Origin of the sequence: Heliomicrobium gestii, from assembly GCF_009877435.1 — a bacterium.
GTDB lineage: Bacteria > Bacillota > Desulfitobacteriia > Heliobacteriales > Heliobacteriaceae > Heliomicrobium > Heliomicrobium gestii.
The window spans coordinates 35276-56689 of the sequence record NZ_WXEX01000005.1 but is presented as its reverse complement, the minus strand read 5'-3'; the positions used below and the strand labels follow the sequence as shown (position 1 = coordinate 56689).

The window sequence follows — 21414 nt, the reverse complement described above, 5'->3', positions numbered from 1 at the left end:
CGATGCACATACGATAATCTCTCCAGCAAGGTGACCGGATTGCTTCATCATTTTCTTGAGAACCTCTGCCAGCGCCATCTGGTGGAACGAGGCCAAGGCGTCCTCGTCGCCGTATCCGGCGGAATTGACTCGATCAGCCTCTTGCTGCTGTTCCATCAAGCGGCGCCACAACTGGATCTGAAGCTGTCTGTGGCCCACTACAACCACGCCCTGCGCGGGGAAGAGTCCGACGGCGACGAGGCCTTTGTGGCTGCGCTGACGGAGCGACTCGGCCTCCCCTTCTATCGGGAGCGGGCGCCGGAAGGGTGGTGGCGACGGGAGCCGGGGTCGAAGATGGAGGCCGCCAGACGGCTGCGCTACGATTTCTTGCAGCGCGCCGCCCATAGCGCTCGCGCTGACCGGATCGCCCTTGGCCATCATGCCGACGATCAGGTGGAGACGGTTCTGTTCCATCTGTTGAGGGGCAGCGGCCTCCGGGGATTGGCGGGAATGCCGATCCGGCGCGGCCCTTACATCCGGCCGCTCCTTTCCGTTCGACGGCGCGAGCTAGAGCGCTTTCTCCGGACGGAGCGACAGGAATGGCGCCATGACGCCAGCAATGACTCCACCCTCTATACGCGCAATCGGATCCGCCATGAGTTGATCCCATTGTTGCATAGTTATAATCCCCGTTTCGCCGAGTCGGTCGGACGGATGAGCCGCCTCTATGTCGATGACGCCGATTACCTGGATGACGTGAGTCGCCAGGAAATGATCCGGCTGACCGAACAAGGGGGACTCGATGAACAAGGCCTGGCGGCCCTGCCCATGGCCATCCGACGCCGCGTCCTCCGCGGCTTTATCGAGGCAGCGCCGGGAACCGCCAGCCAAGCCCCCGGCTTTGAAAAGACAGAGTCGATCCTGCGGCGCTTGTCAGAGCGGCAGGGAAAAAGCGGTCCTGTCGATCAGGTGGGCGGTTGCACCCTTGTCAGCGAAGCCGGACGGCTTCGGCTGTACAAGGACCTTCCCTGGAAGGGAGATTTCGCCGTTTCCCACGAGTTGCCGACGCCGGACGCGCCCGGGCAGTGGCAAGTGATTGCAATGCCGGAGTTTGGCGGAAGGATGCGCATCGCCCGGTGGGATCGCATGGAAGACATGGAGCCCGCCGAAGCGGATGAACGGCAACTCTGTCTCGAACCATCGGCGCTGACCCTTGGGCCGTTGGTTGTCCGCAGCAGGAGACCGGGTGACTGCTTTTACCCCGCAGGAGGGGCGGGGCGAAAAAAAGTCAAAGACTACCTCATCGACCAGAAGGCGCCCCGGAGTATCCGACAGAAGATCCCCTTATTGTCAGCAGGAGAGGAGGTACTCTGGATCATCGGATATCGACCCGACCGAAGGTATCTTGCGACAGGGGAGACGACACCTGTCATCGCCCTTCGTTGGCAAGGCAAAAGTATTTGATATGGCGCTTCGTCCTGTGCTACAATAGCTGAGAATGGCCGATTTTTTCCAAAAACTCGCTGACTGATCCACCGCCGGAAGCCCATTTCCCAGAGCGGGATCGAGGCAGTGGGAGGAGGTTACACGTGAGCCGGATCGTCAAAAACTTGGCAATCTACATCCTCATCGTTCTCTTGGCCATATCCGTGTTACGGGTGACCAAGACGCCGGAACCGGCGAAGGAACAGATCACTTATACGCAGTTTTATCAGTTGCTCGTCAGGGATCAGATCAAGGAACTGACCGCCGTCTCTGAGCGGGATCGCACAGAGATCAGCGGCGTCAAGGCCGATGGCGGCAAGTTCACCACTGTCGGACCCATTGATATCAAACGGGTCACCGACATGGCCCTTGACAAGCAGATCCCCTTCAACCAGGAACGGGCGCCAGAGCCTCCCTGGTGGACAGGGCTCTTCTCGACACTGCTGCCCATCCTGGTCCTTGTCGGTCTCTTCTTCTTTATGATGCAGCAAACCCAGGGCGGTGGCTCACGGGTGATGCAATTCGGCAAGAGCCGAGCCAAGCTGCACACCGATGACAAGAAAAAGGTGACCTTCGAGGATGTCGCCGGCGCTGACGAGGTGAAGGAAGAGCTGCAGGAGGTCGTTGAGTTCCTGAAGCATCCGAAGAAGTTCGTTGAATTGGGCGCCAAGATCCCCAAAGGGGTGCTGCTGTTCGGCCCTCCGGGGACGGGCAAGACGCTGCTGGCCCGCGCCGTCGCCGGTGAGGCGGGCGTTCCTTTCTTCAGCATCTCCGGCTCTGACTTCGTCGAGATGTTCGTCGGTGTCGGCGCATCGCGCGTCCGCGACCTCTTCGAACAGGCCAAAAAGAATTCGCCCTGTATCGTCTTTATCGACGAGATCGACGCCGTCGGTCGCCAGCGCGGCGCCGGCCTGGGCGGCGGTCACGATGAACGCGAACAGACCCTGAACCAGTTGCTCGTCGAGATGGACGGCTTTGCCGCCAACGAAGGCATCATCATCATCGCCGCCACAAACCGTCCCGACATCCTTGACCCGGCGCTCCTTCGTCCCGGTCGTTTCGATCGCCAGATCGTCGTTGACCGGCCCGATATCCGCGGCCGCAAGGAGATCCTTGGCGTTCATGCCAAGGGAAAACCCCTCGACGAGACGATCGACCTTGACGTGCTCGCTCGCCGCACGCCGGGCTTCACCGGCGCGGACTTGGCCAACATGATCAACGAGGCGGCGCTCTTGGCCGCCCGGCGCGGGGTAAGACGGATCAGCATGCATGAATTGGAAGACGCCATCGAACGGGTCATCGCCGGACCGGAGAAAAAGGCCCGCGTGATCAGCGATTTCGAGAAAAAACTGGTCAGCTATCATGAGGCAGGCCATGCGCTCGTCGGCGGACTATTGGAACATACCGACCCCGTCCACAAGATCTCCATCATCCCCAGGGGAAGAGCCGGCGGTTATACCCTGCTCCTGCCGGAGGAAGATCGTCACTACATGACCAAGTCCCACCTGCTCGATCAGGTGACCATGCTCCTGGCCGGTCGTGTCGCCGAAGCCCTGGTGCTCAAAGAGATCTCCACCGGCGCATCCAACGACCTGGAGCGGGCGACCGATCTGGTGCGCAAGATGATCACCGAGTTCGGTATGTCCGATGAATTGGGGCCCCTCACCTTCGGACACAAACAAGAGGCCGTATTCCTGGGCCGCGATCTGGCCCGTGACCGCAACTACTCCGAGGCGGTGGCCTTCTCCATCGACAAGGAAGCCCGCCGGATCATTGAAGATTCCTACGAGAAGGCGAAGAAGCTCCTGGAAGAGAACATGGGCAAGCTTCACCTGATCGCGCAGACGCTCATGGACAAAGAGACCATCGAGGCCTCCGAGTTCACCGAACTGATCCAGAAAGTCTCGTAATCAAAGGGTTTCCTGGCCCGTATACCGGGGGCCGGGGCGTTGCCTCAGCTCCCGGTTTTATTTATGACGGGAAGTTCAAGAATCTTGTGAAAAAGGGGTACAAGCAGAAATGGAACGCACCTATCTCATGATCAAGCCCGATGGCGTACAGCGCGGTCTCATTGGGGAAATCATCAGCCGTTTCGAGAAGAAAGGCTTCCAACTCGTGGGCATGAAATTCCTCCGCCTCACGAAGGAAATGGCCGAAAAGCACTATGCCGAGCATGTGGGCAAGCCCTTTTTCCCGGGCCTTGTCGAGTACATCATCTCCGGTCCGGTTGTGGCCATGTGCTGGGAAGGCAAGGATGTCGTCTCCGTATCCCGGGAGATGATGGGCGCCACCAATCCCGCCAAGGCGGCGCCGGGCACCATCCGCGGCGCCTATGCCGTCGATATCGGACGCAACATCATCCACGGATCCGATTCCCCGGCTTCGGCGGAGCGGGAACTGTCCATCTACTTCAACGCCGGTGAACTGGTGGAATGGGATCGCTCCCTGCAGGCCTGGATCGCCGAATAAAACATGGATCCATGAGGGGGCCGGCGCGTAACGCGCCGGCTTTTTTTGCGTCTGCCAACGTTGAAGATAGAATCATTCCCTCCCATTATCTGAATTATCGGCAGCGTCTTCTCTTCATCAATGGTTGAACCTGTCTTCCTTCGGGCCTGCGAAAATGGAACAGGCAGGAATCGCCATGGGACGGGCCGAATAAGATTTAGATATCCCGGTTTCAGAATTGTGAAAGCTGTTAGAAAAACCTTTACAAATCCCGCTCGTTCCTTATACTTTAAAAATACCATGACAGTTATCACACAACGACAAATGATGTCACGAATCCGCTCCGTTCACAGCCTCTATCAGGCTCGCAAAAGGTTTTAACGAAGCAAAAATCGAGGAGCGACTTCATGAATCGATACTATCGCATCTGGCGGATCACCAGCATGTTTGTTTTCTTCTTCATCCGGTTTTGGTGGCTCAAACGATGGGAAGGGCGCCTGGACCGGGCGGAGAGGGAGCAGCGCTGGTCTGATCTCTACCAACGGATGGGCATCCGCTTCTGCAAGACGGCGACCGAACTGGGAGGCCTCCTGATCAAGGCGGGCCAGTTCTTTGCCACCCGAGTCGATGTACTGCCCGTCGAAGTGACGGGCGAGCTCTCGCGCCTCCAGGATGCGGTTCCCGCTGCGCCCTATGAACACATTGAAAAGACGATCCGCGAAGACCTCGGGCAGGCGGTGGAGGCTCTCTTCACCGAGTTTGATCCCGTCCCCTTGGCGGCGGCCTCGCTCGGACAGGTTCACCGGGCGCTGCTTCCCACAGGCGAAGAAGTGGCGGTCAAGGTGTTGCGCCCCCGCATCCAGGAGATCATCCAGGCTGACTTTGAAGCCATCCATTTGACGATGCTCCTGGCCAAGATCTTCACAGACATCTCGAGTCAGATGGACATGGACGCCATCTACCGGGAGATGCAGCAGACCTTCTCCGATGAACTCGACTACCGGCTGGAGGCGTCCCATGCCGAGCGCTTCCGCAAAAATCTCGCCGTCTTCGAGAACGTGTACATACCGAAGATCTACAGCAAGTATTCCACCCGCCGCATCCTCACCATGGAATTCATCGACGGCCGCAAAGTGGACGACTATGAATTCTTGGAGGCAAACGGCATTGACCGCAAGGAGATGGGACAGCGCCTCATCCGTCTCTTCCTGCACATGATCGTCAACGACGGCTTCTTCCACGCCGACCCGCACCAGGGCAACCTCTACGCGAAAGCCGACGGCACCCTTGTCGTTCTGGACTTCGGCATGGTGGGGGAAATCAGCCCGCTTGCAAAAGAGAACTTGAAGAACATGCTCTTTGCCGTTGTCGAGCGAGACAGCGAAAAAATGGTGGAAGCCATGGGCAACCTCGGCTTCCTGCGTCCCACGGCCAACCGCAACCTGGTGCGACGAGCCATGGAGTTCTTCCTGGAGCACCACTCGCCGGAGCAGATGAAGGAGATGGAGCGGACGAAGAACCTGGGCCCCCTCGGCTCGGAACTCCGCGAATTCATCTATGATCAACCGATGCAGATTCCGGCCCATATGATTTTTCTCGGTCGCGCCATCCTCACGGTCACCGGGGTGGCCTTTGGTCTCGACCGAGAGATGGACGCCGAAGTGGCGGCGCCCTACATCAAAAAGCTCATGGATGAGACCGATGGCGGTCTGACGGGGATCCTGCTGAACCGGGCGAAGAGTTACGGACTCACCCTGCTCGGACTGCCGACGCTGATGCATCGCACACTCAAAAAAGCCGACCTGGGCGACCTGCACGTCAAAGTCAGCAATCTGGGCGACATCCAGCGAGGGGTCATGTTCCAGAGCCGCCTGGCCAACCGGCTCGTCCTCGCCATCTTGACATCGACATCGCTGATCTGCGCGACCATCTTTTATACGCAGCTCTTTTTCGCCGAGGCGGAAGCGGCCGCCCTGATCGGCGCATTGTTCGGATCCATCCTGCTCTGGTCTTCGCGCCAGCGCCCTCGTGATTCCAGCCAACCCCTTAACCGATACGGTCCTTTCTAAAGCGTTCAATTCATTTTATATACCCGCGCGATCTTCGCAGCGGTCATACCGACGAAATGGTTTCCCCAACACCCTGGATGGACGTAAAGGAGGTGAGCGCTACAATGGCAGAGGCGCAAAACCTGAGTGGATGTGAACAGACAAAAACACTCGGCGCCTGGGAATTTTCCATCAAAGAGACAGAAGACGGATTTACGATCAACATCAAGGGCGACAAGGAACGACTCCGGGCCAAACGGGAGGCGATTGAAGCCTTCAAGGAGTTCCAACGGAAAGCACGCAAAGCCGGTTTTCATCATCCTATTTTTCATTTTTTCAGCCATCTTGACCGGGACTAATCCGGGCAGATACAAATCATTATTTGCTATCATACTGATAAGGAGCCGCCCTGGGCGATGCTCCTTATTTCATTTTGGCCATGTGCAAAACTTCCCATGAGGCCATCGGGCTCCCCCAGGTACAATGCCGGCGACGCCGCGCTTCAAGGAGCGTAGCGTGGCGCGCGATCCGCCCGTTGTTTGAGCACAAAGGAGGTTGTCGATGTGAACATCATGGTAACCGGAGGAACGGGATTTGTCGGCGGCGCCCTCGTCAAGCACCTGCTCGCGGAAGGCCACCAGTTGTCCGTGCTGTCGCGGAGCGAGGGAAAAGATTCGCCCATCCGCTGGTGGTCGATGCGGGATGGCCGTTTTCCGGCGGAATCCCTGAACGGAGTGGAAATAGTCATCAACCTGGCGGGGGAAAATATTGGCGGCAGTCGCTGGACGGAGGCGACAAAGAACCGCATCGTCAGCAGCCGGGTGAACCTGACGCGCCAGATCGTTGCCGCCTGTCGAGAACGGCGGGACGCGGGCGAAGGGGTTCCCCAACGGTTGATCAACGCGTCGGCTGTCGGCTATTATGGAACCGACGAAAAGGCCACCTTCACGGAAGAGGATGGGACGGGAAGGGGCTTTCTGGCCGATGTCTGCCGGCGATGGGAGGCCGAGGCCGAGGAAGCCTCTCTGCTGGGAATCGCGGTGATCCGGCTGCGCCTCGGTGTCGTCCTGGGACCCGGCGGCGGCATGCTGGCGAATATGGACAGGCCCTTTCGCCTGGGCTTCGGCGGCGTCGTCGGCTCAGGACGCCAATGGATCTCCTGGATTCACCGCGACGATGTGCTCGCCGTCATCGATCAGGCGGTGCAAGAGGACGCCATGATCGGCCCTTATAACCTGTGCAGCCCCAACCCGGTCACCATGGCGGAGTTCTGCCATGCCCTGGCGGCGCGACTGGGCGGTAAAGCCTGGGCGCCTGTTCCCGCCGTTGCGCTCCGGCTGGCTTTCGGCGAGATGGCCGATGAGATGCTCTTACAGGGCCAGCGCGTCCTTCCGAAGCGGCTCATGGAAAGGGGCTGCCGGTTCCGCTATCCTCGCATCGATGAGGCCTTGGCGGCCATTTACCAATGACAGGAGGCATCATGATGGACAACATTACCGTGGGACTCAAGGGCTCAAAAGAGGAAAAGGTCACTGCCGACAACACGGCGATCCGGTATGGTTCCGGTGGTGTCGAGGTCTATGCGACGCCGGCCATGATCGGCCTGATGGAAGGAGCGGCCTTGGCCGCAGTCGACCCGCGCTTGCCGGACGGAATGGCGACGGTGGGGACCCACATCGCCGCCAGCCATCTGGCCGCCACGCCGGTAGGGATGACGGTTCGCGCCGAAGCCGAACTGACCGAGGTGGATGGCAAGAAACTGGTCTTTGCCGTTGTCGCCTATGACGACGCCGAGAAGATCGGCGAAGGCGTTCACCACCGCTTTGTGATTCAGACGGAACGCTTTCTGGCGAGACAGGCGGCCAAGGCGAAGCGATAACGAAGGCGCCCCCGACGGGAATCACGGGGAAACCGTTCATAGGGTTAGGTCGATGACGGCGGGCGTGGGAACGCGCCCGCGAGGGGCCTGTCATGACGACAGGGAAGGAAAACCGGCCCTGTTGCCGAAATTAGAGGTATGATCACACTGTAGGAGGGGCCACCCTTGAAGACAGACATCGAAATCGCCCAGGAGGCGACGCTGCAGCCCATCATGGACGTGGCGCGCAGTCTCGGCATCCCGGACCATGAAGTGGAACTCTACGGCAACTACAAAGCGAAAATTTCGTTGAAGGCCTTTGACCGGTTGAAAGAGCGCCGCGAGGGGAAACTGATTCTCGTCACGGCCATCAACCCGACACCGGCTGGCGAAGGCAAGACGACGACGACCGTCGGTCTCGGTGACGCCTTGCACCGGCTGGGGAAAAAAGTCGTCATCGCCCTGCGGGAGCCTTCACTGGGGCCAAGCTTTGGCGTCAAGGGCGGCGCCGCCGGCGGCGGCTATGCCCAAATCGTCCCCATGGAGGATATCAACCTCCACTTCACCGGAGATTTCCATGCCATCACGTCGGCGCACAACCTGCTCGCCGCCATGCTCGACAACAGCCTCCAGCAGGGCAACCCCCTGAACATCGATCCCCGGCAGATCGTCTTTCGCCGGGTTTTAGACCTGAATGACCGGGCGCTGCGCAATGTCATCGTCGGCTTGGGCGGTCGCACCGACGGCGTTCCCCGCGAGTCCGGCTTCGACATCACCGTGGCCTCGGAGATCATGGCCATCCTTTGCCTCTCCAAGGATCTGATGGACCTGAAAGCCCGCTGCGCCAAGATCGTCGTCGCCTATACCTACGACGGGAAACCGGTCACCGCCGCCAACCTGGAGGCCCAGGGATCGATGGCGGTTCTGCTCAAGGACGCCATCAAGCCCAACCTCGTCCAAACGCTGGAGCACACGCCCGCTTTCGTCCACGGCGGCCCCTTCGCCAACATCGCCCATGGCTGCAACTCCGTGACAGCGACCCAACTGGCCCTCAAACTGGGCGACTATTGTGTCACCGAAGCCGGTTTCGGCGCCGATCTGGGGGCGGAGAAGTTTTTCAACCTCAAGTGCCGCTTTGCCGGCCTGAAACCGGACTGCACCGTCATCGTCGCCACCGTCCGGGCGCTCAAGTCCCATGGCGGCGTCGCCAAAGCCGACCTGAACCGGGAGAACCTGGAGGCCCTTGCCAAGGGCTTCGGCAACCTGGAGAAACATATTGAGAACGTGGCCAAGTTCGGCGTGCCCGCCGTCATCGCCATCAACGCCTTCCCGACAGACACACAGGCAGAACTGGATTATGTCTATGAACGGTGCCGCCAGATGGGCGTTGACGTGGCCTTGTCCCAGGTATGGGCCAAGGGCGGCGAAGGCGGACGGGAACTGGCCGAAAAGGTCGTTGCCGCCATCGAGACGAAACCGTCCCGCTTTCACGTCCTCTACGAGAGCAGCCTGCCGATCAAGGAGAAGATCGCCACCATCGTCCGCGAGGTCTACGGCGGCGAGGCGGTCGCCTACACGACGGAAGCGGAAAAACACATCAAGACTTTCACCGACCTCGGCTATGGCGCCTTGCCGGTCTGCATGGCCAAGACCCAGTACTCCCTTTCCGATGACATGACCAAGACCGGCCGGCCGGAAGGGTTTACCGTCACTGTCCGGGAGGTGCGCCTGTCAGCGGGGGCGGGCTTCCTCGTCGCCATCACCGGCGCGATCATGACCATGCCCGGCTTGCCGAAACGACCGGCCGCCTGCGCCATCGACATCGATGAAAACGGGCGGATCGTCGGCCTCTTTTAAGTCGCCGCGCCCGCAAAGGGCGGCGGCGCCAGCTGCCGCAACAGCCACCTGCGCATCCCCGGGCCATCCGGGGATGCTTGTTTTCCGCCGGGTAGAGGCTCTGGGAGGGGACACTGCTGGAACGAGTGCAACAGATCTTGAATCACCCACGCTTTAACGCCTGCCTTTCCCGCAACGAAGAACTGGAAGCGAGCCGCCGCTTCTGTCGTCATGACATGGCCCACCTGCTCGATGTGGCGCGCATCGCCTATATCCTCGCCCTCGAGGCGCCGGAGGCCTATGACGCCTTCGCCCGTTCGCTCGGCCATCCCGGACGGGGCCCTGCGGCCAAGGAGACCCTCTACGCCGCCGCGCTCCTCCACGATATGGGCAAGTGGAAGCAGTATGAAGATGGTGAAGACCACGCCGAGGTGGGAGCCCGTCTCTGCCTGGGCGTGCTCGCCGAATGCGGCTTCAGTGAGGCCGAGACCGCCGTCATCGCCGAGGCAATCGTCAACCACCGGAAAAAAGGAAAAAACCGCAGTGACAGCTTCCTGGGGGCGATTCTGGCCCAGGCGGACGTTCACTCGCGCCTTTGCTGCCGTTGCGGCGGCAAGTCGGATTGCCGCTGGCGGATGAAACAGGAGCGGCTGGTCTACTAGCGTTTCGCGATGAAAAAGGACAAGCGCCTGTGATACCTGAGAAAGAAGCCCAAATGGCGCAGAAGGATTATGGTTACGCTTGTGTGTTTAGGAGGGAATCGCCATCAAAACGGTGCAGATCATCGAAGCGCAGAACCGCGAAGCGCTCCGGCAACTGATTGACGGGATCGGCTGCGACCCCGCCGGAACGGCCATCATGGCCGAAAAAGGGGTGCACCGCATCCTCCGCGTCAACGGCGTGCCCGCCAAGGCGGCCAACCTGCTCAAACAGGAGATGCTGGCCCGGGGCGGCGACTGCGCCGTCCGGCGGCAGACCTGTGTCCTCGCCGTCGACGAGACGGACTGCATCCTCATGGGCACTGAACGGCAGTACCGCGACCTCTGCCGCAAGCTGCGCATGCAGCCCTTTGGACTGAAAGGCTTGGCCGATCGGATCGAGGCGACGCTCCGGCGCTATGGCGAGCGACGACCCTACCGGTTGGACTGCCGGGGGAAAGCGCTTTCTCTGGGGGAGAGAACCCTCGTCATGGGCATCCTCAATGTCACGCCCGACAGTTTTTCTGACGGCAGTTCCTACCCCTCTGTCCGCGACGCCTTGCGGCGGATGGAGGAGATGGTGGCCGAAGGGGCTGATCTCATCGATGTGGGTGCCGAATCGACGCGACCGGGCTTTACGGCCCTGACGGCGGAAGAGGAGATGGAGCGGCTCCAGCCCTATTTGCGTGAGATCGTCGCCCACTGCCCTGTTCCCGTTTCTGTGGACACCTACAAAGCGGCGACGGCGCGGCAGGCCTTGGAGGCGGGCGCCCATATCATTAATGACATCTGGGGGTTGCAGCGCGATCCGGAGATGGCCGCTGTCGCCGCCGCCTACGGCGCGCCGGTCGTGGTGATGCACAACCGTCCCGACACGGAGTACACCGATCTGATGGGCGAGATCGTCGCCTTTTTGGCGGAGAGCGTTCAGATCGCCGAAGCGGCGGGGATCCCGCCGGAGGCGATCATCGTCGATCCCGGCATCGGCTTTGGCAAGACCTATGAACAGAACCTGGATGTGATGAACCGGTTCGGCGAGTTGCGCTCCCTCGGCAAACCGATCCTGCTGGGCGCGTCGCGCAAGTCCCTCATCGCCCGCACCCTCGACCTGCCGCCGCTGGACCGGGTGGAAGGAACCTTGGCCACGACGGTCCTCGCCATCGCCAAAGGGGTTGACATTGTCCGCGTTCATGATGTGCGGCCCAATGCGCGGGCGGCCCGCATGGCCGACGCCATGGTTCGTCGATGAGCGAAGGAGAGGAGTAGGACAATGGATCGCATCCTGATGAGGGGCATGTCTTTTTACGGCTACCATGGCGCCCTGCCGGAGGAACAGGTCTTGGGGCAGCCCTTTACGGTGGACCTGGCGTTGGATGTCGATCTGCGCCGGGCCGGCAAGAGCGACGCCGTCGAAGACTCGGTGCACTATGGCGAGGTATACAACCGGGTGCGGGCGATCCTGGAGGGACGGCCGCGAGCCACCATCGAGGCGGTGGCGGAGGCGATCGTCGTCGCCGTCTACCGCGATTTCCCGGCCGTTCAAGGGCTGAAGGTTCGTGTGGAAAAACCGAAAGCGCCCGTGCCCGGCCTGTTTCAGTCCATGGCTGTCGAGTTGAACCGGCCGGCGCCGGCGCGCTGTTACATCGCCTTGGGGAGCAACATGGGCGACCGGGCGGAAAATCTGGCCGACGCCTTGCGCCGGCTCCAGCGAACGCCCGGCGTGGCTGTCATCGACCACTCCTCCTGGTACGCCACAAAGCCCGTCGGCGTCGTCGACCAGGAGGATTTTCTCAACGGCGCCGCCAGCCTGCTCTCATGGCTGACGCCGCAGGAACTCCTGGCGCTCCTTCTGGAGACGGAAGCGGCCATGGGGCGGGTGCGGCTGATCAAGTGGGGGCCGCGCCTTATCGACCTCGACCTGCTCCTCTATGGTGATGCGGTCGTCGAAGAAGAGAATCTGATGGTGCCGCATCCCTATCTGAGCGAACGGCGATTCGTCCTCGTCCCGCTCGCCGAGATCGCCCCAGACCATCGTCATCCCGGCGGGCCGACGACGAGGGAATTGCTGGAACGGCTGCCCGACAAGGCCGATGTGGTCTTGCATGTCCCCAAGGCCTCCATTACAATATAAGGTGTTGCTCCTTGGGCCGGATCGCATGGGATCGTGCATGGGACCGTATTCCCCCTGGGGGGAAGCGGTACCCCTTCGCGTTGGTATCTATGCCCGGGCAACAGGTTCAACAGGAACACCGCAGCCACTCCGTGGCCACCGTGAATCCCTGATCACTGACAACACCGCTTGAAACCGCTTGGAGCCCCCGGGGACCGAGACGGCGCTGGGTAGACGGAGCAGGTCTTGCTCGTTTTGGATGAACAAGGGCCTCCTTCCCGCACCGTGTCCCGATGGGCATTCGTGGCGGGGAGGAGGTATTTATTTTTTTATGCGTTTGATCGAAAGCGTTCGCGAGATGACCGCCTGGTCGAGAGAGCAGGTCCGGGAAGGCCGCACCATCGCCTTTGTGCCGACGATGGGCTTTCTGCATGAAGGGCACCTCACCCTGATGCGCCGGGCCCGCGAGGCCTGTGATCGCGTCGTCGTCAGCATCTTCGTCAACCCCCTCCAATTCGGCGCTGGGGAAGACTATGAGGAGTACCCGCGCGACCTGACCCGAGACAGCCGCCTGGCCGAATCGGTCGGCGTCGACGTGCTCTTCGCCCCCACCGCTGGGGAGATGTACCCGAAGGGCTATCACACCGCTGTGGAGGTGGATCGCCTGACAGAAGGCCTCTGCGGCGCCTCCCGGCCGGGCCATTTCCGGGGTGTCACCACCGTCGTCTGCAAACTCTTCAACATCGTTCGCCCTGACGTGGCCTACTTTGGCCAAAAGGATGCCCAGCAGTTGGCCATCCTCCGCTGCATGACGGAAGATCTGAACCTTCCCGTCTCCATCGTCGGCGTCCCCATCGTCCGGGAGGCCGACGGCCTGGCCCTGTCCTCCCGCAACGTCTACCTGTCGCCGGCGGAGCGGCAAGCGGCCCTGGTCCTTTCCCGGTCTCTCGCCGGCGCCCGCGAGCTCATCGACCAGGGCGAGCGCGACGCCGGCCGGCTCCGACAGGTCATCACCGAAGCGATCACCGCAGAGCCGCTGGCGGCCATCGACTATGTGGCCATCGTCGACAACCGCTTCATCCAGCCCGTCGACACCCTGGAGGGGCAGTGCCTGATCGCCCTGGCTGTGCGCATCGGCAAAACCCGGCTCATTGACAACATGGTCGTGGAGGTATAAGCCATGAACCGGATCATGCATAAATCGAAGATCCACCGGGCCACCGTCACAGAGGCCAATCTGAACTATGTGGGCTCCATCACCATCGACGAGGACCTGATGGACGCCGCCGACGTCCTGGAGAATGAAAAGATCCAGGTCGTGAATAATAACAACGGCGCCCGTTTCGAAACGTACGTGATCCCCGGCCCGCGCGGCTCCGGCGTGATCTGCCTCAACGGCGCCGCCGCCCGCCTCGTCCAGCCCGGCGATAAGGTGATCCTGATCACCTACGGCATCTACGATGACGCCGAAGCGCGCCAACACCGCCCTACGGTCATCTTCCTGGATGATCACAACCGCATCGTCGCTGATGCCCGCCGGGAAAAAGCGGGTGAGACAGCGCCGTCGAACTAGCAGGCCCATCCGTGCCTCCACGCCAGTCTCGTCCATCGCGCCGGTCGCGCTCTTCGCGCCGGTCGCGCTCTTCGCGCCCATAGCGCCGCGTGAACGGGGCTTGTCCTCGCTTCCGCGATTGTATACAGGTCACTTGGTTGACAATTAAAAGTCCTCTGGGCTAGAATAAAGCATACCTTTGCCTGTCTGGCTGACAGACCGGAGAACCGAAAGGGGTAGTCCCTTGAGTCCTCGCGCGTTGGATCCCGAGACGGTCGCGGCGATGTCCGACACCGTCGCGAAATTGAAAAAAGAACGGAATGCCGTCATTCTAGCCCATGTGTACCAGCGTCCGGAAGTGCAGGATGTGGCCGATTTTGTGGGGGATTCTCTCCAGTTGGCCCAACAGGCCGCCAAGACGGACGCCGAAGTGATCGTGTTTTGCGGCGTTCACTTTATGGCCGAAAGCGCCGCCATCCTCTCGCCGGACAAGATCGTCCTGCTGCCGGAGGAGAACGCCGGCTGCCCCATGGCCGACATGGTCACCGCCGAGGCGCTGCGCAAGCGCAAAGCCGAAATCCCTGGCGTCCAGGTGGTCGCTTATGTGAACACGTCGGCCGCCGTCAAGGCGGAATGCGATATCTGCTGCACCTCGGCCAACGCCCTCAAGGTGGTGGCCGCCCTGCCGGAAGACCGGCCGATCCTCTTCGTGCCGGACCGCAACCTCGGTGACTGGATCACAAAGCAGACGGGGCGCAAGATGCACCTCTGGGAGGGCTACTGCAACACCCATGACCGCCTGAGCGTCGACGATATCGAGCGAGCCAAGGCGGCGCACCCGGAGGCCGAGGTGCTCGTCCATCCCGAATGCCAACCCGAGGTGGTGGCGAAGGCCGATTTTGTTGCCTCCACGACCGGGTTGATCCGCTACGCCGTCGAATCGCCGGGAACCTCCTTCATCATCGGCACCGAAGAAGGGGTCCTGCACCCGCTGCGCCAAAAGGCGCCGGAGAAGGCCTTTCACCTGGCGGCGCGGACCCTGATCTGCCCCAACATGAAATCGACCAGCCTGGAGAAGGTGGTCTGGTCCCTGCAAGAAATGCGGCCGCGCATCACCGTCGATCCCGTCATCCGGGAAAAGGCCCTGCAAAGCCTGGAGCGCATGCTGGCCATCGTGTAGCCCAAATGACAAGAACTATGCAAAAGGCAGCTGCCGGCGCGATGCCGGCGGCTGTTTTTCCATCGTAAGGGGGCCTGTGTAGTGTTCCGGCGTTACCTCGTGCCATTCGATCCGGACCAACTGCCTGAACGGGAAACGGACTTTCTGATCGTCGGCAGCGGCATCGCCGGCCTGTACACGGCGCTGCAGGCTGTGGCCTATGGCCGGGTGTCCCTGCTGACCAAACGCAAGGTGGAGGACTCCAACACGGGACAAGCCCAGGGCGGGATCGCCGCTGCGCTCGATCGGGGCGACTCGCCCTCGTTGCACCTCCAGGACACCCTCCAGGCCGGCGCCGGTCTCAATGACGTCACCGCCGTCGAGGTGCTTGTCAGCGAAGGACCGACCCGCGTGGAAGAATTGATCCGGATGGGCACCCAGTTTGACACGATCGAAGGCGAACTGGCCTTGACCCGGGAAGGCGCCCACTCGCGCCGCCGCATCCTTCACGCCAGCGGCGACGCCACCGGCGAGGAAATCCGCCGCAGCCTCTGGGAACAGTGCCGGCAGCATGAGCAGATCGAACTCTACGAAAACACCCAACTGATCGATGTGCTGCGCGACAAGGCGGGCCACTGCGCCGGGCTGCTCGTGTGGAACGCCGAATTGGGCTTACATATCCACCGGGCCAAGCTTACCGTCCTGGCGACGGGGGGCAACGGGCAGTTGTACAAGCTCTCCACCAACCCCGAGGTGACGACCGGCGACGGCATCGCCGCCGCCTACCGGGCCGGCGCGTCGGTCATGGACCTGGAATTCGTCCAGTTTCACCCCACCGCCCTCACCTTGGAAGGGCAACCGCCCTTTTTGATCTCCGAGGCGGTTCGCGGTGAAGGGGGAAAATTGCTGAACAGCCGGGGCGAGCGCTTCATGCCCCGTTATCACAAACTGGCGGAACTGGCGCCGCGCGACGTCGTCGCCCTGGCCATCTGGAAAGAGATGGATGAAACAGGCGCCCCCTCGGTTTTTCTCGACGTGTCCCACATGAGCGAAGAGGAGTTCGCCAACCGCTTCCCCTGGATCTTCCGCACCTGCCGCAGCTATGGCATCGCCGTACCCGCGGCGCCGATCCCGGTGGCGCCGGCGGCCCACTACCTGATGGGCGGCGTGCGCACCGATCTCTGGGGGGAGACCGGCATCCCGCGCCTCTATGTCTGCGGCGAGGCCGCCTGCAACGGCGTCCATGGCGCCAACCGCCTCGCCTCCAATTCGCTCTTGGAGGGGCTGGTTTTCGGCGCCCGCATCGTCGAAGGCGGCTTGCGCTGGCTGGAATCGACGCCCCAACGGGAACTCGATCACGGCCCTTGGGGAAAGGGGTCTCTCTTCGATCGGCTGCCCGATGGGGAGGAGTCTCGCGCCGCCGACCGGGTTGCCTATTCGGTCCAACAGATCATGTGGGAAAAAGTCGGTCTCTGGCGATCGGCGGAGAGCCTTACCGAGGCCCTCGCCTGCCTAAACGGCATTGATGAGCGGGAGGCAGTGCAGGGAACGGTGACACGGGCGATGGAAGCGGCCAACATGCACCTGCTCGGCCGGTTGACCGCCCGGGCAGCATTGCTGCGCAATGAAAGCCGGGGCGGCCATTACCGCGTCGACTATCCTGAGCGATGCGACGAGTGGCGGCGTCACATCTTGATGTCTTGCTGACCTGTCTTGGTGTCCCGATAGGTTTTGATCTATCCATAAGTGGAGAGAGTGTAAATACCGACGCCTTGAAGGAGGTGCGATGATGGAACTATTTGAACCGGAAGTCCGGGAACTGGTCCTGCGGGCGCTGCGCGAGGACATCGGCCAGGGCGACCTGACGACGATGAGCCTGATCCCTGCTGACGCGCAGACGAGCGGGATCATCCACGCCAAAGAGGCCGGTGTCATCGCCGGCATGCCCGTCGCCCGGATCGTCTTTGCCACGGTCGATCCCAGCCTGACCTTTGACGCCAAAGTGACAGACGGCGACCGGGTCGACAAAGGCGCTGTGCTGGCCGAGGTGCGCGGTTGCGCCCGTTCGATCCTGATCGGCGAGCGGATCGCCCTCAACTTCCTGCAGCGCCTCTCGGGGATCGCCACCAAGGCGGCTCGTTGTGTCGAACAGGTGACCTACTACCAGGCCCGCATCGTCGACACCCGCAAGACGACGCCCGGCCTTCGCATGTTGGAAAAATACGCCGTGCGCATGGGCGGCGGGAAAAACCACCGCTTCGGGCTCTTTGACGGCGTTTTGATCAAAGATAATCACATCCGCGTCGCCGGCGGCATCCATCAGGCCGTCAGCCAGGCGCGCCAGGCCGTCCCCCACACCGTCAAGATTGAGGTGGAGGTGGAAGACCTGGAAGGCGTCGCCGAGGCGTTGGCGGCCAACGCCGACATCATCATGCTCGACAACATGGCCACAGAGACGATGAAAGAGGCGGTGCGCATGATCGGCGGCCGCGCCCTGGTCGAGGCGTCGGGCGGCGTCTCCGAAGAGGCGCTCGTAGAGATCGCCAAGACCGGCGTTCATCTCATCTCCATGGGCGCCCTGACCCACAGTGTGAAAGCGCTCGACATCAGCCTTGATGTGGAAGAGATCAAGCGGGGGAGAGACGATGTCTCGTAAACCGATCCTGGAGGCCCTCTCGGTCGCCGAAGGCTTTCTCTCCGGCGAGGAATTGAGCCGTCGCCTCGGCGTCAGCCGTTCGGCCATTTGGAAACATATCGTAGCCCTCCGGCAGGAGGGCTACACCATCGACGCCCATACCCGATTGGGTTACAAACTGCGCAGCCGCAGCGCCTTTCTGCTGCCGGAAGAAGTGGGGCCGCTGCTGGAGACAGAGCGCTTCGGCCGCGACTATCACTTTTACGCCAGCCTGCCGTCGACCAATCGCACCGCCAAGGAACTGGCCCGTCAAGGCGCAGCCGAGGGGACCGTCGTCTTGGCGGAGGAACAGACAGAGGGACGGGGGCGCCTGGGCCGTGGGTGGTACTCGCCACCCGGTCTCGGCATCTACTTTACGGTGATCCTGCGACCGGCCATCCCGCTCGGCCTGGCGCCGCAGGTGACCCTGCTGGCTTCGGTGGCGGTCTGCAAAGCCCTGGAAACAGTGGCCGGCGTGCAGCCAAGCATCAAGTGGCCCAACGATGTCCTGCTCCATGGCAAAAAACTCTGCGGCACCCTGACGGAACTGAACGCCGAGATGGAGGCCGTCAACTACCTCGTCGTCGGCACAGGCATCAACGTGAACCAAGGCCCTGAGGATTTTCCCGGCGAGGTGGCGAAGGTGGCCACCTCCCTCTATGCGACGACCGGCGAGAAAGTGGACCGGGCGCGCCTGTTCGCGGCGCTGCTCCGTTTCTTTGAGGCCGACTATAAGCACTGGCTGAGCGCCGGCTTTGAGCGCCTGCGGTCCGAATGGCTCGAACGGGCGGCCGGCATGGGGACGACGGTGCGCGTCATCGCCGGTCAGCAGGAATGGATCGGGCGAGCCGAGGGCATCGACAGCGACGGCGCGCTCCTGGTGCGAGACGGCGGCGGCGAACTGCGGCGGCTGATCAGCGGCGAAGTGAGCCTGCGACCGGAAGGGGGACAGGGCTATGATTTTGGCCGTTGACGTAGGGAACACGCAGATCATCCTCGGCGTTTATGAACTGGAACCTCAGCCGGAGCTGCGCATCCATTGGAAACTGTCGACAGACCGCAACCGCACCGCCGACGAATACGCCATCCTGATCCGCAACCTCTTTCGCTTTGACGCCATCGATCCCGGAAAGATCGAAGCCATCGTCATCGCCTCGGTCGTGCCCCCCCTGATGCCCACACTGGAGCGGATGAGCCGCAGTTACTTCGGCCTCCAGCCGATCATCGTGGGACCGGGACTCCGCACCGGCTTGCCCATCGCCATGGAAAATCCGAAAGAACTGGGCGCCGACCGGGTCGTCAACGCCGTCGCCGCCTTTGAGCGCTACGGCGGCCCCGTGATCGTCGTCGATTTCGGCACGGCGACCACCTTTGACGTCATCTCCGAAAAAGGGGAGTACCTGGGCGGCGCCATCGCCCCCGGTGTGGCCGTGTCGACAGAGGCGCTCTTCGCCCGGGCGGCCAAGCTTCCCCGCATCGAACTGGTGAAACCCCAGCGGGTGATCGCCAAGAACACCATCACCGGTATGCAGTCCGGCATCATCTACGGCTTTGCCGGCCAGGTGGACGGCATCGTCGGCCGGATGAAGGCGGAACTGGGCGATCAGACCCGCGTCATCGCCACCGGCGAAACGGCCGACCTGATCGCCCCGGAGACGGCCTCGGTGGGCATGATCGACCCGCTGTTGACCCTGGAGGGACTGCGGATCATCTACCAGCGCTCCCGGAACGCCCTGAAGTCGTAAATCGGAGGAACTGCGTTGCCGAACATACCTGTCATCGAAAAGCCGGAAAAGACGACCCATCCCGATCAAAGCGCCGCCCTTCGGGAGCAGGTGAAAACGAAGGGCCTCGCGCCGCTGCGCATCGGCCCCTGGTCGGTATCGCCGCCCTTTGTGGCGGCCCCGATGGCCGGCGTCACTGACAAGCCCTTCCGGGCCGTTTTAAAGGATCACCGCTGCCCCCTTGTCTACACGGAGATGATCTCCGACAAGGCGCTCACCTACGCCAACCGCAACACGATGGAGTTGCTGGACATCACCGGTGAGGCGCGGCCCATCGCCGTCCAGATCTTCGGTTCCGATCCGGCGGTGATGGCCGAGGCGGCGCGCATCGTCGAGGCCGCCGGCGCGCCGATCATCGACATCAACATGGGCTGCCCGGCCCCTAAGATCGTCCGCAACGGCGAAGGCTCCTGCCTGCTGAAGACGCCTGACCTGGCCGTCGCGATCGCCGAGGCCGTCGTCCGGGCCGTCCAGGTCCCGGTCACTGTGAAGATGCGCATCGGCTGGTCGGCGGGACGGATCGTCGCCCCGGAGCTGGCGCCCCGTCTGGAGGCGGTCGGCGTCCAGGCGCTGACGGTGCATGGCCGGACACGGGAGATGTTTTACTCCGGCGAGGCCGACTGGTCTGTCATCGCCGAAACGGTGCGCCAGGTCTCCATCCCCGTCATCGGCAACGGCGACGTCTGGGAGCCCGACGACGCCTTGCGCATGCTCGTCGAAACGGGCTGCGCTGGCGTCATGATCGGCCGCGGCTGTATGGGCAACCCCTGGATCTTCTCTCGCCTGGTTCACTGGGCCGAGACCGGCGAGATGCCCGGCCCGCCCGCTGCCGAGGAGCGGATCAACCAGGCCCTCGCCCACCTGGCCCACATCGTCGCCCTGAAAGGCGAGGACCGCGGTGTCCGGGAGATGCGGGGCCATCTGAGTTGGTACCTGAAGGGGATTCACGGGGCCTCTCGCCTGCGCGCCGAGATCAATCAGGCGCCTGATAGCGAGCGCGTGGTCCGACTGTTGACGGAGTATCGGGAACAGGCCCGCCATATGTAAAAAAAGCAAGGACAGCGAATTGAGGCTGTCCTTGCTTTTTTTGCCCTCCGGGCAGCGTCGATGGCTTGGTGTAGGGCGACAGGCTCACTTCGTAGGCGCGGACTCGACAGACTTTGGATTCTGCCCCCGTCCGATATCCTCCGGGGTGGCAGCGGCGTTCAGCGCCCAATCCTCGCCGCCGGGGATGGCCGTCGGGAAGACCTCATTGGTGGCCCCGCCTTTCGGCGCTTTATCTGGCATGAGCAATTCCCTCCTTTTCATAACGGTCACCGCTAGTATGCCTGGCCGCGCCGTCCTTCACGCATCGCCTAACTGTCCCCTTCGTCGAGGGAAAGCCGGGTGACCGGCGTCGACTCGCCTTGCTTGACCTCTGTCGTCGTAGCCGCCGCGTCGAGGGCGCCGTCTTCATCACCGGGGGCGATGGTCGGTGTGTCACCGGCCCGGCGCAGATTGCCCTTGAGCGCCGTCGTCGCTGGATTCTCCGCCATGGAACATCCCCTTTCGTTTTCCTTTTGTGGGTTGAAGAGACATGAAGACTTGTCCGGCATTGGCCGTCGCTGTTAGCATAGGAGTGCAAGGCAAAAAGATGCGCCGCCAAATAAGGTTTTCGCCAACGCGCCTTTCGCCATAACCCGGCAACGCATCGAAAGCAGCGAAAGAGAGTAAAAAGGCATAGGTGTGGAATGAAGGAGAATGAATTGGAACGATTGAAGTGGAACGAAGGACGAGGATGAAG

At 62.0% G+C, this 21414-nt stretch carries 21 protein-coding genes; 19 read left to right on the top strand and 2 right to left on the bottom strand.

Annotated features, from left to right (window positions below; all coding sequences use genetic code 11):
• Positions 1–39: 39 nt before the first annotated feature.
• The 19 genes from tilS to dusB all read left to right on the top strand — a co-directional run bounded on the left by tilS (position 40) and on the right by dusB (position 20678).
• Entirely contained in the window at positions 40–1443 is a 1404-nt protein-coding gene (tilS, locus tag GTO89_RS06970) for a tRNA lysidine(34) synthetase TilS (RefSeq protein ID WP_161261362.1), read from the top strand.
• Between the two features lie 125 nt (positions 1444–1568).
• Complete coding sequence (gene ftsH / locus GTO89_RS06965) at positions 1569–3374, top strand: ATP-dependent zinc metalloprotease FtsH (protein ID WP_161261361.1); 1806 nt, start codon at positions 1569–1571, stop codon at positions 3372–3374.
• 109 nt (positions 3375–3483) lie between these two features.
• The gene (gene ndk, locus GTO89_RS06960) at positions 3484–3933 is read left to right on the top strand and encodes a nucleoside-diphosphate kinase (RefSeq protein WP_161261360.1); all 450 of its coding nucleotides are present in this window, start codon (positions 3484–3486) and stop codon (positions 3931–3933) included.
• 386 nt (positions 3934–4319) lie between these two features.
• Complete coding sequence (locus tag GTO89_RS06955) at positions 4320–5981, top strand: ABC1 kinase family protein (RefSeq protein ID WP_161261359.1); 1662 nt, start codon at positions 4320–4322, stop codon at positions 5979–5981.
• Between the two features lie 104 nt (positions 5982–6085).
• Complete coding sequence (locus GTO89_RS06950; RefSeq protein WP_161261358.1) at positions 6086–6319, top strand: hypothetical protein; 234 nt, start codon at positions 6086–6088, stop codon at positions 6317–6319.
• Between the two features lie 213 nt (positions 6320–6532).
• Entirely contained in the window at positions 6533–7429 is an 897-nt protein-coding gene (locus GTO89_RS06945) for a TIGR01777 family oxidoreductase (RefSeq protein ID WP_235920315.1), read from the top strand.
• Between the two features lie 14 nt (positions 7430–7443).
• Positions 7444–7839 carry a thioesterase family protein gene (locus tag GTO89_RS06940; RefSeq protein WP_161261356.1) on the top strand — a complete coding sequence of 132 codons (396 nt, stop codon included), beginning with the start codon at positions 7444–7446 and terminating at the stop codon, positions 7837–7839.
• A 165-nt stretch (positions 7840–8004) separates the two neighbouring features.
• Positions 8005–9675 (top strand): formate--tetrahydrofolate ligase, encoded by a 1671-nt coding sequence (locus tag GTO89_RS06935; RefSeq protein ID WP_161261355.1) that lies wholly within the window; start codon positions 8005–8007, stop codon positions 9673–9675.
• Positions 9676–9800: 125 nt separating this feature from the next.
• A complete protein-coding gene (locus GTO89_RS06930; RefSeq protein ID WP_161261354.1) occupies positions 9801–10316 on the top strand; it encodes an HD domain-containing protein in 516 nt (171 codons plus the stop codon).
• 112 nt (positions 10317–10428) lie between these two features.
• Positions 10429–11601 (top strand): dihydropteroate synthase, encoded by a 1173-nt coding sequence (folP, locus tag GTO89_RS06925; RefSeq protein ID WP_328793876.1) that lies wholly within the window; start codon positions 10429–10431, stop codon positions 11599–11601.
• A gap of 21 nt (positions 11602–11622) precedes the next feature.
• Entirely contained in the window at positions 11623–12483 is an 861-nt protein-coding gene (folK, locus tag GTO89_RS06920) for a 2-amino-4-hydroxy-6-hydroxymethyldihydropteridine diphosphokinase (protein ID WP_161261353.1), read from the top strand.
• Between the two features lie 310 nt (positions 12484–12793).
• Entirely contained in the window at positions 12794–13639 is an 846-nt protein-coding gene (panC, locus tag GTO89_RS06915) for a pantoate--beta-alanine ligase (protein WP_161261352.1), read from the top strand.
• Between the two features lie 3 nt (positions 13640–13642).
• Positions 13643–14035: an aspartate 1-decarboxylase gene (gene panD, locus GTO89_RS06910; RefSeq protein ID WP_161261351.1), complete on the top strand. Its 393-nt coding sequence runs from the start codon at positions 13643–13645 to the stop codon at positions 14033–14035.
• 262 nt (positions 14036–14297) lie between these two features.
• Entirely contained in the window at positions 14298–15194 is an 897-nt protein-coding gene (gene nadA, locus GTO89_RS06905; RefSeq protein WP_161261549.1) for a quinolinate synthase NadA, read from the top strand.
• 81 nt (positions 15195–15275) lie between these two features.
• A complete protein-coding gene (gene nadB / locus GTO89_RS06900; RefSeq protein WP_161261350.1) occupies positions 15276–16880 on the top strand; it encodes an L-aspartate oxidase in 1605 nt (534 codons plus the stop codon).
• An 82-nt stretch (positions 16881–16962) separates the two neighbouring features.
• Positions 16963–17829 (top strand): carboxylating nicotinate-nucleotide diphosphorylase, encoded by an 867-nt coding sequence (gene nadC, locus GTO89_RS06895; protein WP_161261349.1) that lies wholly within the window; start codon positions 16963–16965, stop codon positions 17827–17829.
• On the top strand, positions 17819–18820 hold the full coding sequence (locus GTO89_RS06890) for a biotin--[acetyl-CoA-carboxylase] ligase (protein ID WP_161261348.1): 1002 nt from the start codon (positions 17819–17821) through the stop codon (positions 18818–18820). Before nadC ends, GTO89_RS06890 begins: the two co-directional genes overlap by 11 nt.
• Positions 18804–19592 carry a type III pantothenate kinase gene (locus GTO89_RS06885; RefSeq protein ID WP_161261347.1) on the top strand — a complete coding sequence of 263 codons (789 nt, stop codon included), beginning with the start codon at positions 18804–18806 and terminating at the stop codon, positions 19590–19592. The genes GTO89_RS06890 and GTO89_RS06885 overlap by 17 nt, the downstream gene beginning before the upstream one ends.
• A gap of 90 nt (positions 19593–19682) precedes the next feature.
• The gene (gene dusB / locus GTO89_RS06880; RefSeq protein WP_407929489.1) at positions 19683–20678 is read left to right on the top strand and encodes a tRNA dihydrouridine synthase DusB; all 996 of its coding nucleotides are present in this window, start codon (positions 19683–19685) and stop codon (positions 20676–20678) included.
• A gap of 84 nt (positions 20679–20762) precedes the next feature.
• On the opposite strand, the gene GTO89_RS06875 is transcribed toward dusB, so the two are convergent.
• Together GTO89_RS06875 and GTO89_RS06870 are read right to left on the bottom strand one after the other, a co-directional pair.
• Positions 20763–20918: a hypothetical protein gene (locus GTO89_RS06875; protein WP_161261346.1), complete on the bottom strand. Its 156-nt coding sequence runs from the start codon at positions 20916–20918 to the stop codon at positions 20763–20765.
• Positions 20919–20986: 68 nt separating this feature from the next.
• Positions 20987–21166: a hypothetical protein gene (locus GTO89_RS06870; protein WP_161261345.1), complete on the bottom strand. Its 180-nt coding sequence runs from the start codon at positions 21164–21166 to the stop codon at positions 20987–20989.
• Positions 21167–21414: the final 248 nt, after the last annotated feature.

Excerpts from the sequence above, each read along its gene's own strand:
- ndk (WP_161261360.1), top strand. The coding sequence starts at position 3,484 with ATGGAACGCACCTATCTCATGATCAAGCCCGATGGCGTACAGCGCGGT.
- GTO89_RS06955 (WP_161261359.1), top strand. The coding sequence starts at position 4,320 with ATGAATCGATACTATCGCATCTGGCGGATCACCAGCATGTTTGTTTTC.
- GTO89_RS06950 (WP_161261358.1), top strand. The coding sequence starts at position 6,086 with ATGGCAGAGGCGCAAAACCTGAGTGGATGTGAACAGACAAAAACACTC.
- GTO89_RS06945 (WP_235920315.1), top strand. The coding sequence starts at position 6,533 with ATGGTAACCGGAGGAACGGGATTTGTCGGCGGCGCCCTCGTCAAGCAC.
- GTO89_RS06940 (WP_161261356.1), top strand. The coding sequence starts at position 7,444 with ATGGACAACATTACCGTGGGACTCAAGGGCTCAAAAGAGGAAAAGGTC.
- folK (WP_161261353.1), top strand. The coding sequence starts at position 11,623 with ATGGATCGCATCCTGATGAGGGGCATGTCTTTTTACGGCTACCATGGC.
- panC (WP_161261352.1), top strand. The coding sequence starts at position 12,794 with ATGCGTTTGATCGAAAGCGTTCGCGAGATGACCGCCTGGTCGAGAGAG.
- panD (WP_161261351.1), top strand. The coding sequence starts at position 13,643 with ATGAACCGGATCATGCATAAATCGAAGATCCACCGGGCCACCGTCACA.
- nadA (WP_161261549.1), top strand. The coding sequence starts at position 14,298 with ATGTCCGACACCGTCGCGAAATTGAAAAAAGAACGGAATGCCGTCATT.
- nadC (WP_161261349.1), top strand. The coding sequence starts at position 16,963 with ATGGAACTATTTGAACCGGAAGTCCGGGAACTGGTCCTGCGGGCGCTG.
- GTO89_RS06890 (WP_161261348.1), top strand. The coding sequence starts at position 17,819 with ATGTCTCGTAAACCGATCCTGGAGGCCCTCTCGGTCGCCGAAGGCTTT.
- GTO89_RS06885 (WP_161261347.1), top strand. The coding sequence starts at position 18,804 with ATGATTTTGGCCGTTGACGTAGGGAACACGCAGATCATCCTCGGCGTT.
- GTO89_RS06875 (WP_161261346.1), bottom strand. The coding sequence starts at position 20,918 with ATGCCAGATAAAGCGCCGAAAGGCGGGGCCACCAATGAGGTCTTCCCG.
- GTO89_RS06870 (WP_161261345.1), bottom strand. The coding sequence starts at position 21,166 with ATGGCGGAGAATCCAGCGACGACGGCGCTCAAGGGCAATCTGCGCCGG.